This window comes from Bacteroidota bacterium (genome assembly GCA_034439655.1).
Classification (GTDB): domain Bacteria; phylum Bacteroidota; class Bacteroidia; order UKL13-3; family UKL13-3; genus CANJUD01.
In genome coordinates, this window is sequence record JAWXAU010000035.1 from 1 (window position 1) to 13676 (window position 13676).

A 13676-nucleotide genomic window follows, 5' to 3' on the forward strand; every position below is an offset into this window, starting at 1 on the left:
CAAATCAACAACTTCCTCCTGATATTATTTCAATGCACAGATTAAAAGTAATCCCCGAACTGCTTTTAATTGTCCAGTTTTTTGTACCTGAGTAGTTACAAAATTCTTAACCTAAAATAGTCTTTGGACTATTTTAGGTTTGTAGAATGGTAATGCCGAACTACAATACATTTAGTCCCTTACTTTTGGACTATTATATATTGAGTTTCGGTATAATATGCATCTGCTCATGTAAATTAAAAATAATGAAAAAATGAAAAAAACAATAACCATACTTTGCTTAGTCAGCATTTTTGCTGCCTGCAAACACAAAACAAATAATGACCCATTAAAAAGTGATGATTTGACTTTTTTGTGGACCGATAAACCTGCCGATTTGGATATAAAAATTATGGGTTATAACATATCTTTAGATGGAAAATTAACCTATGGTATTCTTGATATTATTGACAATACAGATAAGACAAAGAGACGCTCTTTGGTTAATGAAAGTAAGCTTTATGTTAATAGTACTCTAATAAATTCATCACAAAACTCCTCCTCCCTTAACCCTTTTTTAGAAGGTATATTTAATGCAAAAAAATGTACAGTTTCATGTAAAAATATAGAAAGTGCGGGGTATGATGATTTTTCGAAGGAAGTAAAGCTTGCCGCACCTATAAAAAGTCGTTCAGTTTTACCTAAGCATATTAAAAACGAAAGGGTTCCTGTTTCTGTAAAATGGTCGATTGATAATGCAAGTACAGATGAACAAGTTGTTATTCAGGTGCATTTTAGCACGGTCTCATCTTCAGGTTCATCAGGAAAGGAATTCACTTGGAATAAAATAACGGAGGATGATGGAGAATTTACGATACCTGTTGAAATATACAAGGAAGTGAATGTGGGATATGTTGATGTAACAATATATAGAGGTAATACTAATAGTTTTAAAGATAAAAACGGTAAATCAATGTCTATATCATCAGTATTCAAAGCTGGTACTGGATTTTTTGTTAATCAATAAATTTAGTACAATAGAATAATCAATAAATTAATTTCAAAAAAACCTCACATTCCTGTGAGGTTTTTTTGATTTAAGGCTTAAGCCGCGTGAGGGATAGCAGCCGGCATCCCGCTAACTAGCGGGATAAGGCATATAGCCCGACGCCGCTTCGGCGGCACGCCCAAAGAGATATCTACAATGACAAAGAAGTAGTTAACCCTGATTTTATTTCGAAGTCTTTTTCAAAGGTTCTGTCTGCTCGTGTATGTTGCTTGTAACGATATATAAGTTTATAAGGTTTATCTAAGGTGGGTTGAAGGGTTATTACTTTGCGGCGTAGTTTTTCGTCGAGGTCGCAAACCCATTCCAATCTGTTATTGGTCCACTGGTAAATAGAGCCATATACGTCGTTGAACGATACCAATGACAATTTGCCCGGTGTGGGTATTTCTATTTTGGTAACTTGGTAGGCATCCAACGAAATTTCTTTAAGATATATTCGGGGCAAGGTTAGTATTTCCAAATCATACAAACCTGTTATATATTTTCGGGTGGTATTAAAGTCCTGCTCGGTGAGTGTCCAATATTCTTTATTTTTTCGCACAAGGCATTGCACCTTATCATTCACGTTTAATCCGCCCACTATTAGTTGCAAAGAACCTTGTGGTACATCCACGGGAATGGTATTATGACGACCTGCCTGCAATTCTATATTTTCTACTATCACCTCAGGTATGGTATGCACCACCAATCTATATTTAATAGTAGGTTCAATGCTCAGCGTATCAGGCAATGCACGATCATTGAGGGTATGCACAAAATTATATTCGAGCTGTCCGTTTTCCGTATTATAAAAAGTCATGGGTACATTCGATTCCACCGCACGGCCAAATGCATCTATCAGATTTACTTGCACTGTGGTATTATTCATGGCCTGTGCAATTACCACTCGCAGTACATTATTAAAAGATTCCTCGGTAGTAGCATTATAAAAACGACCCACACATTGGTAGGCAGATTTGAAGTCGACAGTGCTGGCAAGCCCTATTACAAAGGGTTTAAGGGTGACTCCCGCCTTTTGCAATGCTTCAGACACAGCACAAGGATCGCCCTTGCATTCTTCTATTCCATCGGTAATAAGTATGATAACATTTCTGGCTAAAGGGTCAGGTGTAAAATCTGGGCCACTCATGGTTAGTGCGTGTGCGATAAGTGTAGTGCCCTTAGGACTAATTTTTTTTAGCTTTTCTTTAATAAGATCGTGGTTGCCTTTGGTAAAAGGAACTTCCAATTTTGTATCATTACAATCCTGCATTTTCGCTTGGCTTTGATGGCCGAATACACGTAAGGCAAGTTCCAAATCGTCTACAGTTTTTAAACTGTCTACTATATTTGCAAGCAATCGCTTGGCGGTAGCCATGCGTGTTTCTTTCTCAAGCTTAGACAACATGCTACCCGATGCATCGAGTAAAAAAAGTATGCGTGTTTTTTTCTTTTGGGCTGCTGCGGGAACTGCAAATAGTATACTTGCAAATAAAAATGTATATAATACTTTAATCAAATTTTTTTTGTTCATATATATAATAGTTATGTTAGTGGTTGGTGAAAACACACAACCACGTGCGGTTCGGTTTTAATTAGGATTTTAATGTTCATATATATATAAGTTACTTTAGTGATTGGTGGGGACACCAACCACGGACAGTTAACCAACCACTTCTATACACAAATTTAAAACTTCACAAAAGTACCGACACAATTGTTTTATTGCTATAGATTTGCGGTTCAAATATATCAACAATTGAAAGTAACCGGATTTAGTTTTATCAAAAATGCCGTTAAATATGACTTCCCCATCGTGGAGGCCATTACATCTATACTACCCATTTGTGATGAATTTGTGATAGCAGTCGGCAAATCGGAGGATGATACCTTAGGCTTGATAAATAGCATTGGCTCACCCAAAATACGCATAGTAGAAACGGTCTGGGATGAAACCTTGCGTGAAGGCGGTCGTGTACTAGCCGATGAAACCAACAAAGCATATAATGCCATTAGTGCCGATACCGATTGGTGTTTTTATATACAAGGAGACGAAGTTTTTCATGAAAATGATTTGCCGAAAATAAAAGCCGCGATGGAATTATATAATGATGATAAAACTGTGGAAGGTTTGGTATTTGACCATATTAACTTTTTTGGCAGTTACGATTTTATTGCAGACTCACGACACTGGCAAAAGAAAGAAGTACGTGTGGTGCGTAAAGGCCCCAGTATCAATTCACACAAAGATGCCATGAGTTTTAGAAAAAACGGGGAGAAACTATATTGTAAATTGGTGGATGCAACTATATACCATTACGGTTGGGTAAAAGACCCTCGTATACAAACCGAAAAAAGAAAAGCTTTCGAGAAATTGTGGCATGACGATAATTGGATGGAGGAAAATATTAAGGACGAAAGTTTGTTCGATTACTCGAGTATCGATTCTGTGAAAAGATTTACAGGCACACATCCCGCTGTAATAGCTGAACGTATTAAAAAAACAAATTGGACTTTTGAATTTGACCCCACACGTTCGATAACACTTCCGCTGAAAAAACAATTGTTGAATTGGTTTTACCAAACTACAGGAATTCATATTGGGGAGTTTAAGAATTATAGGGTGAGGTGATATATAAATCATTGCGAGGGAGACACCAACGAAACAATCTCGTCAAAAGGTCTCCGATTCAACAGATTCTTCGTTGGAAGGCAACTCAGAATGACGGAGTCCAATGTATAACACACCCTTCTCGTTCCATTTTCCTGAACCACGTCATTTGTCGCTTTGCAAATTGGCAAATATGATTATATAACTGTTCTTCCATTTCGGCATAATCTAATTCGCCCAATATATATAAAGTGATATACTTATACTCTAATCCTAATTTAATTAAATATTCTGTTGTTAAGCCTTGCTGCAAGAGAGACCTCACTTCATCTATCAAACCATTTTGCAGTCTATAAATTAATCGGGTTTTTATTTTTTCGCGGCGTAACTCTACCGTTTTATTTATTCCTATTATATAAGGCTTCACTTCTGGAAAACTTGTTGGTTCAATAATATTGTATTGCAAATACGCTACAATTTCTATGGCTCTGATTAATCGTCTGTCAGTTGAAATATCAGCTAAAGTATGATAAGAAGTTTGTGGGAGTTTATGATAGTATGCTAACAATTCTTGTTTGCTCATTGATTCTAATTTCTTTCTAAATGCTGCATCAACAGGTACATGGGCGTAGTTATGCCCTTTTAAAATCGCATCTAAATACAATCCAGTTCCACCACATACTATAGGCAATTGTTTTGCAGCTTCGCATCCTTGCCACGCATTTGCAAAATCATTTATATAATTACTCAAATTGTATTTAGTCCCAAGGTCGGCTATATCAATTAGTTGATAAGGAATTTGTTTGTTATCTATTATATATTCTTCCAAATCTTTTCCTGTTCCAATATCCAAATGTTTATACACTTGTCTACTATCAGCACTAAGCACACAGCCATTTTGCTCATGGGCAAGTTGTACAGCCAACTTGGTCTTACCACTTGCAGTTGGCCCTAGCACCAAAATACTATTAAATATATTTCTATCTAAATGGAGCAAGGTTTTATCATTTTTATATTGCCACTATTATATACTTCTATAAGGCCGTATTGCTTTACTATAGTTTCTGCCGGAGTACCTATAGCTATGCCCATCTCTTTGCAAAACCTTTGCTGATGATAACGTTTATAAGTTTTGGGATTCACCCAAAATGCCTGTGCAGGTGTAGTTTCCACCACCTCAAACCCTATCTTAATATATCCATCTCCATTGCCCCAATCGCGGTCAACATAGGTCATAATGTCATTGGGTTTATGCTCTTGTATATAATGATTAATGAGTTTGCTAAGTCCGCCACTTACATGATGACCCTCCAAATTTGCATAACGGATAAGCTCCGCCGATATATAATTCTCTGCCCACATTTTTCTAGTTTTACTAAAGAGTGCTACCGCATATAAAAGTGTTTTTTCATACAACCCATATTTATAATATCCCGTTGAATAACCTTGCAAATGCTGTGTTTGCATAAAACTATAGGCAATAGCTTTGTCAATCCGTTTTACTATCGTTTTGCGTCCATGCACTCTTTCGCTAATTCGCAATTTACTCGATAACCGATTCTTTATAATATTGTTTTTACTATACCATTCATCTTCCCATATATAAATAGTTTGCAAGTGCGGATATGCGTTAGCCATCTCCACAAAAAAGTTTGCTGCAAGTTTTTCTTGTATATATATATTGAAAGGAATCAATACCAATTGTAAGTTAAAATCGTGAAAAACCAATGCTGTGAAAGGGCTTTCGAGCATATTAATTTTATTAAATACAATACTGCCAGGTAGGCTGTTCAACCAATCTGTGATTTCATTTTCTATATCTTGGTTGTGTTTAATATGGCAAAATTAAGGGAATAAATACAACGACTAGGTAATATAATATAACAAATATAAACTCATACCTACTTATTTTTGCAGCATGCATGTAGGTCTTTTCTTTGGTTCTTTTAACCCCATACACAAAGGGCATGAGGCCATAGCCTTGTATATGTTGCGTTTCTTTGATGAAATATGGTTGGTCGTATCTCCGCAAAACCCCTTTAAGATAAACCAAAAGCTTGTGCCGGTGGAACTGCGTTTGGAATGGGCAAAAGCAATTTTTGAAAATAATAAATATATACAAATAAGCGAAGTCGAATTGCAATTGCCGCTTCCTTCTTTCACCTACCAAACTTTGGAGCACCTGCAAACACAGTATCCTAGCAATACTTTTTCGCTGATAATGGGTGCCGATAATCTCCGGAAATTTTATAAATGGAAAAACTATAAGGATATCATTCACCAATATCAAGTATATATATATAATAGAGTGGCTAAAAGCAATTATTTATTGCTGCACGACAATATTGTATACACCCATGCTCCCCTACTCAATGTATCGTCTACTATCATTAGGGAAAGCATCTATTCTGGTGGGGAAATAGAAAAACTAATTGATGAAGCAATTGTTGATAGTGTTAAGAAATATTATAATGGTGCCACGCCATGAAAAGAGAGCACTTTTTAAAACTATTAGCTTCAACACCCTTTGCTGCATCAGCTATGAAACTAAACGAATTCGATAATATCACCAAAGACCTTGGGTCATCGCCATTAATGCCCGTGCTATTTGTAGGCCACGGCAATCCGATGAATGCATTGTGGGACAATCCATTTACCCAAAGTTTGAAAAAGCTGGGCGAAGACATCAATGAAATAGAAAACCCTAAAGCAATACTAATGGTATCGGCCCATTGGCTCACCAATGGCACTTATGTGCAAGCAAGCCCAAAACCGCAAACTATTCACGACTTTGGTGGCTTCCCCAAAGAATTGTTCGACATGCAATATCCCGCAGTGGGCTCTCCTGAATTTGCTAACCAAGTTACTACACTACTTACCCATGCCAAAACCACCGAAGAATGGGGACTTGACCATGGAGCATGGAGTATTTTGAAACATATATATCCCGCCGCCGATGTGCCTGTATTTCAATTGAGCATTGATTATTCTCAACCTATGCAATATCACTTCAGCCTCTCGAAACAACTTTGTATACTGCGTGAACGTGGCGTACTTATTATAGGTAGTGGCAATATTGTACACAACCTTCGAATGAGTTTCGAAAAATTCGCTATTAGCGACAGCAAGCCTTACGACTGGGCTGTGGAGTTTGACGAATGGGTAAAAATGCGAATAAACGACCGCAATTTTACCGATATCATTGCATACGAAAAAGCAGGGAAATCTGGCTCTTTGGCTGTTCCCACACCCGATCATTATATACCTTTATTATATAGTGTCGCACTAACCGAACCTAACGAAAAAATAGAACATACCTATGAAGAAGTTTCCTTTGGTGGCATGAGTATGCGAACTATTAAAATTGGGTAATATCTCATATTGAATCGTCGTAACTGAACCACCCTGAAGGGTTCACAGGTTCATAACCTAAATGTGCCGAACGAAGTTTCGACCTTGAAGGGTTTGAACAAATCTATAAAAACATATATAAAATGCCAACCAAACTCCCCAAAAGCTTTTATTTGCAAACAGATGTAGTGTCAATTGCTAAACAACTATTGGGTAAATTACTCTGCACAAATATTGAAGGCCAGTTAGCCAAAGCCATTATTACAGAAACTGAAGCTTATAATGGAATCATTGACAAAGCATCACATGCCTTTGGCGACCGCAATACACCGCGTACCAGCACCATGTATATGCAGGGCGGTGTAGCCTATATATATTTATGCTATGGCATTCATCATTTATTTAATGTGGTATCTCATCACAAAGATATTCCACATGCTGTCCTTATCAGAGCTGCTGAGCCTATAGAAGGTATCGAACACATGCTTGAAAGAAGAAACAGAACTAAACTAGACCGCACCCTTTCAGCAGGCCCAGGTACTCTGAGCCAGGCTTTGGGTATTGATAGAACCTTAAATGGCGAATCATTGACAGGAAAAAAAATATGGATAGAAGATGCCCCACTACTTGCCGAAAAAGATATAATAATAACTACCCGCATTGGCGTTGACTATGCCGCCGAGGATGCACTGTTGCCGTACCGTTTTTATATAAAAAACAGTAAGTTTGTAAGTAGGTATTAATCACCGTTGCCCCTGTCTATGTTAGTGTCCTCACCAACCATCAACTAATCTTTTAGCTATCTTCATAAAAAATTTATAACCATATCTATTGTTTCGGTAAATTTGCAAACGATGCTCAAATATATCCTCATAGCCTCCATCCTCTTATTTACAAAGGTTTCTGTTGCCCAATCGTACGACCTGCTGCCTGTGCGGGTAGACTCATTGCACTGGGGTTATATCGATACCAAAGGCGAAATAACCATTAAGGGTCCTTTCGATGATGCCTACTTTTTTAATGGCGACCGTGCACGCATCAAACTAAATGGCCGCTATGGTTTTATTGACAAGCAAGGCAATATTGCTATACCTGCCCGCTACCATTTGGCCCACGATTTCGATTGCGGCTATAGCTTGGTGGAAGACAGTATATATCATGAACATTTTATTGATACCAAAGGCGAAAAAGCATTTGGACTGCCAAAAGGTGTTGACATAGCCGAGTCTTTTAAAAATGGTTTTAGCAAGGTATTTTCGCAGTATTATACTTATGAAACCAAAACACCAAAACACCATTATAAAATCGGTTTCATGAATACCAATGGCGATATAGCTTTCAACATAGAGGCTGAAGATGTGGGCGACTTCGACCGAGGTCGTGCAATAGTAATAAAAAATAAGGTACTGGGTCTGATTGATACCACAGGCAAATTTATTCTTAAACCCAAATACGATTATATTGGAATTTTTTGTGAAGGACTGGCATTGGTACGACTTGGCAAATACTATGGCTATATCGACACTCTAGGTAAGTTGGTTATAAAAACGAAATATATAAACGCTTCCGATTTTGCCAGCGGATTGGCACCTATTACACTGGATACGATGTGGGGATATATCGACCATAAAGGTAAAATTGTGATAGCACGAGAATATATGTGGGCAGAATCGTTCAGCGAAGGATTGGCAGGTGTTGTAATGAACAAAAAATGGGGAATGATTGACCCAACAGGTTATATGAAAGTTCGCCCTATATTCGACGACTATGCCCCTTTTAGCGAAGGCTTGGCCGCAGTAAAATATATGAACGCTTGGGGCTATTTAGATAAGGATGCCACATTCAAAATAGAACCGCAATATACATTGGCGGGTAGCTTTATCAATGGCATCACACAAGTAGAAGATGGAGTGAATACAATATATATTGATAAAACTGGACGCAAAATATATAGTTTCCGCAAACACAAAAAAGAACATTGGTGGTAAACGAACGCAACAAATCGCTGAGTGAAGTGCATGGCAGTATTGCTGTGCCTGCTGATGGACGCAAATGGAAGCGGCTATTGGCTTTTTTTGGCCCCGCTTACTTAATAAGTGTGGGTTATATGGACCCAGGCAATTGGGCAACCGACCTAGAAGGAGGTAGTCGTTTTGGATACCAACTTATATGGGTATTATTGCTCAGCAACTTGGTAGCTTTATTACTACAAAGTATCTCCGCCCGTTTAGGTATCGTATCAGGTTACGATTTGGCTCAAGCTTCGCGGGCTATGTACCCCAAAGCAGCCAATTTTGGTTTATATATATTGGCCGAAGTATCCATTGCTGCCTGCGACCTAGCGGAGGTAATAGGCATGGCAATCGGCTTGAACCTTTTATTTGGCATACCACTTTTATATGGTGTTTGTATTTCGGTTCTCGACACTTTTCTGCTGCTATTCCTGCTCAATAGAGGCATGCGGAAAATGGAAGCATTTATCATTGTACTGGTATGCATTATAGGCGTGTCGTTTATTATAGAAATGTGCATCGTGAAACCCGAACCTTTGGAAATATTTAAAGGGCTTATCCCTGGTAAACTTAATAGCGAGGCATTATATATAGCCATCGGTATTATAGGTGCTACGGTAATGCCACATAATCTATACCTACACTCGGCCTTGGTGCAAACGCGGCGATACGAACGCAACGACAAAGGAATTCGCCAAGCCATCAAATACAATGTAATCGACTCAGCTATTGCCCTCAACTTGGCTTTGTTTGTAAATGCGGCTATTTTAATATTGGCGGCGGGCTCCTTTTATGGCAAATATGAAGTGGCCGAAATTCAAGATGCCCATAAATTATTGGATGGATTATTTGGTAGCCTGGCCCCTGCCCTATTTGCCATCGCACTTATAGCCGCAGGGCAAAGCTCTACTATTACAGGCACACTCGCTGGGCAAATTATTATGGAAGGTCACGTCAACTTACGTTTGCGTCCTTGGCTTCGACGCTTGGTTACCCGCCTGCTTGCGATTATTCCTGCGGTGGGCACTATTATCATATCTGGCCCCGGTGCTTTGGGCAGTTTGATTGTATTGAGCCAAGTAGTGCTCAGCCTCCAACTTGGCTTTGCCATGGTTCCGCTCATCCATTTTGTGAGCAGCAAAAAACGCATGGGCAAATATGCAATAGCATTGTGGTTAAAAATATTGGCCTGGCTCTCTACTGTTATTATAGTGGGGCTCAATGGCAAATTGGTATACCAAAAACTAAGCGACTATATACCAACCGCCCCAGCATGGCAGCAGGTATTAATTATGACAGTGGTATTTGCCGCCATTATTTTGTTTATATATATATTGGTAACCCCTTGGCTTAGTATACTGCGGAAACGCAGTAACAAATTGCCCCACGGACTGGCACGCGAACTTGGGCATTTGCAATTACCTAAACATCATCGCATTTGTATAGCCATCGATTTTTCCGATATGGACAAGCGAGCCATCGAACATGCAATTGCACACGGAGGCGATAAGGCAGAATATATATTGGTACATGCTGTTGAAACCGCAGGTGCAAGGCTTATTGGGGAAGATATTCTCGATTTCGAAACCCAAAGCGATACCGAAAACATAACACTCTACACCGGCGAACTTATCAAACGGGGCTACCGTGCCACCTGCCATGTGGGCTACGGTAGCCCTGTAAAAGTGATACCTCAAATGATCCTCGACCACAAAGCCGATATGGTGGTAATGGGTGCCCACGGACACAAAGGTTTTAAAGACCTCCTATTTGGCGAAACCGCCGATGCCGTGCGACACAGGGTAAGTGTACCTGTATTTATTGTGAAAGGGTAGGGCTGGATATTTTATATATAGTATTTTTTATTTTTGAAATACGGATGCTTCGGAAGCGTCATACCGAACTTTTGCTCGTGGTCGATCCTATGGCTGGTTACGGTACTTTCATACAAGACTCTTAATACCAATTCTTAACCTAAAATAGTTCTCCGCCTGTGGCGGATTAGTTTGTAGAATGGTAATGCCGAACTACAATACATTTAGTCCCTTTCTTTTGGACTATTATATATTGAGTTTCGGTATTATTATAGTCCTTCAATAAACGAAACAAACTCTGTAGCAATGCAAGAGTTGTTTTGTTTTATATTTGTATTATATACTTTGAAGCACAAGAAGTATATCTCATAGAGGTGCAAAGATGCGGATGGCAAGCTATTCTCAATAACTTTAAAAAACATACTGAGGCAATAATAGTGTCTACTCTATTGCCCTGTGGTTTACTAAGGTCTCGCTACAAAACAGAAAAGCTCGGGATTACTCCCAAGCTTCCTGCTGTTGGCAAAACCAACAACTCCCTAAAATAAGATTTACAAAAATTTATTAATAATTGTTCACCTTAGTGATCTTTAATATCTCTGTTTTTTGCCCGTCGGCAATTGTAATCATATAAATTCCGGCTGGCATTGTTTCAAGTTCGCTCATGGTCAAAGTATTCGACCCCTTGCGTAAATTGTATTTTACTGTGTATACCACTTTGCCATCAATGCTTTGCACGGTGCATGCAATGCTTTTCTCTTCAGTGGTGTTTATGGCAATATTATAAGTAGTTAAGAAAGGATTGGGGAACACACTATAACTGGTAGAAGCAGCGTTATTAGCTTTACTCAAGGTTTTTATAATAGAATAACTACTTTCTCCGTTCCAGTCTGTTTGCTTAATGCGATAGTATAAATGAGAAGCATTCAGTTTTCCCGCATTTACATCGGTGTAGGTATAATTATTTACACCAGATTTTTCTGCCGCTTCAATGGTGAACAAGTATTCAAAGTCTTTTCCATTAATACTACGTTGAACTTCAAAATATTTGTTATCTACTTCGTAAGTTGTGCTCCAATCAAGTTTGGCATCAATACCCTGCCATTTGGCAGTAAAGCCTAACCATGTAACAGGCAATGCACTAAATGCACTTACTGAATAGGTAGCTAATGCACCAAGTTCGTTAGCCGAGTCTTTCCATCCATAGGTGAATGAGAATGACATGTGGCCATTTTTCCGCAGAAACACATTCAAGTTTGATGGGTCGAAATTAGGTATTTCATATCTGCTTGAAGCAGCGTTCCAATATATATAAGAAGAATCTGTATTGCTTGGGCCTGGGCTCAATGAGATATTGATAGTGCCATTAAAGTAAACTATCACATCATTGGCAGAATCGGGCAAAGTGGTTATTACAAATTTTCTCAACCCACTTGAGCCTGTTGCTCCTCCATAATTTCCATCCTCTGGGTCACTACCCGATACCTTGCCAGGCCTTACCGCAGACGAGTATCCATTGACTACTCCATCAGCAGTACCTGTTGAATCATTCAGACTCAGCTTGAAAGGATAATTTGCATCGCTAGATGGTTTATTAAAATCATTGGCATTTAGACCCGTATAACTCTTATTGTAAGCAGCACAAAGCTGCTCTATGCCAAAATTGGCATTGGCAATATTGGTAGTTACCAAGGTTATTGCCAATTTTCCATTAACTGTGCCATCTGAACCAGAACCAGCACCTAAGTTTTCACCAGTATATATCCAATTAGAGGGAAGTGCTACAGGAGGTGAGGGATTGCCCGGGTTAGCAGAGTTATTATTAGTTACCATCACATTATAAGAACCAGGGTATTGATTGTTAAAGGTAAATGTTCCATTAGTATTTACGTTGACTTTAGCTACTACCGTGTTTATTCCGTCTATTATATAAGCTACCAATTGATTGCTATTAGGATTATTTATCCCTGTGCCATTCACTGTATTGTCAACCAATGCGTTCAAATCGTTATAAACATTTCCACTAATACTTAATAATTCAAATGGAATTGTGATTGTCCAAGGATTAATACATGGGAATCCAGCATTGTCGAAAGGTTTGAATAATATATTTACAGAAATAGCTCCGTTAATAGGGTCAATGGTAATTGTTTGTGTGGGCTGACCTACACTATTAGTAGGAACCTTTACACCTCCACTTGGAAAGCTGCCTGATGTGTATGTAGTGCCATTAATTGTAATACTCGTAACATTATTAGGGAAAGAAATAATAGATAATGAATCGACTCTTCCTCCTGTATCAAATGGCACAAATAATCCAGGTGATACCGTCACATTTGTTGTTCCTCCTGGGTTAATTTGGGCAATGGTTTCTGTGTCCATGGCCATTGGTCTTTGTTCAATACCAAAATTGGCATTCGTTATATTAGAAGTACTAAGTGTTAAAGACAATTTTCCATCAATTGTGCCATCACTTCCAGAAGTGGAACCAAGGTTCTCCCCTGTATTCACCCACTGCGTGGGGAGTGAGGTTGCAGGTGCTGAACTGCTTACAGCACCTTGGTTAGTGCTAACCTGCACTGTATATGATGCTGGAGTAATGCCTGTAAAACTAAATGTACCATTGTTGTCCACAGCTATAGTGGCTATAACGATATTTGAACTGTTCAATAGGTTTGCGTACACCTGTGTTGTACTAGGTTTATTAATACCTGTTCCATTAACATTATTGTCACGCAAGCCATTGGTATCATTATATACATTACCACTGATAGTGATACAAGTAAAGTTGATGGTCATCGTTGAAATGGTCGAGGTGTTTATCTGTCCTGCTGAGTCACATGCAGCATAGGTAAATGTTA

11 protein-coding genes are annotated in these 13676 nt (G+C 38.7%); 7 read left to right on the forward strand and 4 right to left on the reverse strand.

Annotated elements, in window-relative coordinates; all coding sequences use genetic code 11:
- The first annotated feature begins 253 nt into the window (after positions 1–253).
- Positions 254–1006 (forward strand): hypothetical protein, encoded by a 753-nt coding sequence (locus SGJ10_02160; protein ID MDZ4756928.1) that lies wholly within the window; start codon positions 254–256, stop codon positions 1004–1006.
- Positions 1007–1178: 172 nt separating this feature from the next.
- Here SGJ10_02160 and SGJ10_02165 read toward each other — a convergent pair whose 3' ends face one another.
- Complete coding sequence (locus tag SGJ10_02165; protein ID MDZ4756929.1) at positions 1179–2561, reverse strand: VWA domain-containing protein; 1383 nt, start codon at positions 2559–2561, stop codon at positions 1179–1181.
- 225 nt (positions 2562–2786) lie between these two features.
- Between SGJ10_02165 and SGJ10_02170 the strand changes: the two genes are divergently transcribed.
- Positions 2787–3659 carry a glycosyltransferase family 2 protein gene (locus SGJ10_02170; GenBank protein ID MDZ4756930.1) on the forward strand — a complete coding sequence of 291 codons (873 nt, stop codon included), beginning with the start codon at positions 2787–2789 and terminating at the stop codon, positions 3657–3659.
- An 85-nt stretch (positions 3660–3744) separates the two neighbouring features.
- On the opposite strand, the gene miaA is transcribed toward SGJ10_02170, so the two are convergent.
- Together miaA and SGJ10_02180 are read right to left on the reverse strand one after the other, a co-directional pair.
- Entirely contained in the window at positions 3745–4635 is an 891-nt protein-coding gene (gene miaA / locus SGJ10_02175) for a tRNA (adenosine(37)-N6)-dimethylallyltransferase MiaA (GenBank protein MDZ4756931.1), read from the reverse strand.
- Complete coding sequence (locus SGJ10_02180; GenBank protein MDZ4756932.1) at positions 4623–5432, reverse strand: hypothetical protein; 810 nt, start codon at positions 5430–5432, stop codon at positions 4623–4625. The genes miaA and SGJ10_02180 overlap by 13 nt, the downstream gene beginning before the upstream one ends.
- A gap of 124 nt (positions 5433–5556) precedes the next feature.
- Between SGJ10_02180 and nadD the strand changes: the two genes are divergently transcribed.
- From nadD to SGJ10_02205, 5 genes are all read left to right on the forward strand, one after another.
- Positions 5557–6126 carry a nicotinate (nicotinamide) nucleotide adenylyltransferase gene (gene nadD, locus SGJ10_02185; GenBank protein ID MDZ4756933.1) on the forward strand — a complete coding sequence of 190 codons (570 nt, stop codon included), beginning with the start codon at positions 5557–5559 and terminating at the stop codon, positions 6124–6126.
- Positions 6123–7010, forward strand: coding sequence for a 4,5-DOPA dioxygenase extradiol (gene ygiD / locus SGJ10_02190; protein MDZ4756934.1), 888 nt, complete (start codon positions 6123–6125; stop codon positions 7008–7010). The genes nadD and ygiD overlap by 4 nt, the downstream gene beginning before the upstream one ends.
- A 122-nt stretch (positions 7011–7132) precedes the next feature.
- Entirely contained in the window at positions 7133–7732 is a 600-nt protein-coding gene (locus SGJ10_02195) for a DNA-3-methyladenine glycosylase (protein ID MDZ4756935.1), read from the forward strand.
- A 111-nt stretch (positions 7733–7843) separates the two neighbouring features.
- Positions 7844–8977, forward strand: a complete 1134-nt coding sequence (locus SGJ10_02200) for a WG repeat-containing protein (protein ID MDZ4756936.1) — start codon at positions 7844–7846, stop codon at positions 8975–8977.
- Positions 8971–10836, forward strand: a complete 1866-nt coding sequence (locus SGJ10_02205) for an Nramp family divalent metal transporter (protein MDZ4756937.1) — start codon at positions 8971–8973, stop codon at positions 10834–10836. The genes SGJ10_02200 and SGJ10_02205 overlap by 7 nt, the downstream gene beginning before the upstream one ends.
- A gap of 543 nt (positions 10837–11379) precedes the next feature.
- Here the strand turns inward: SGJ10_02205 and SGJ10_02210 are convergent.
- Positions 11380–13676: T9SS type A sorting domain-containing protein (locus SGJ10_02210; GenBank protein ID MDZ4756938.1), on the reverse strand; the 2297-nt coding region annotated here is incomplete at its 5' end.

Bases quoted from the DNA above. Each gene is read 5' to 3' on its own strand.
- SGJ10_02160 (MDZ4756928.1), top strand. From the start codon at position 254: ATGAAAAAAACAATAACCATACTTTGCTTAGTCAGCATTTTTGCTGCC.
- SGJ10_02165 (MDZ4756929.1), bottom strand. From the start codon at position 2,561: ATGAACAAAAAAAATTTGATTAAAGTATTATATACATTTTTATTTGCA.
- nadD (MDZ4756933.1), top strand. From the start codon at position 5,557: ATGCATGTAGGTCTTTTCTTTGGTTCTTTTAACCCCATACACAAAGGG.
- ygiD (MDZ4756934.1), top strand. From the start codon at position 6,123: ATGAAAAGAGAGCACTTTTTAAAACTATTAGCTTCAACACCCTTTGCT.
- SGJ10_02195 (MDZ4756935.1), top strand. From the start codon at position 7,133: ATGCCAACCAAACTCCCCAAAAGCTTTTATTTGCAAACAGATGTAGTG.
- SGJ10_02200 (MDZ4756936.1), top strand. From the start codon at position 7,844: ATGCTCAAATATATCCTCATAGCCTCCATCCTCTTATTTACAAAGGTT.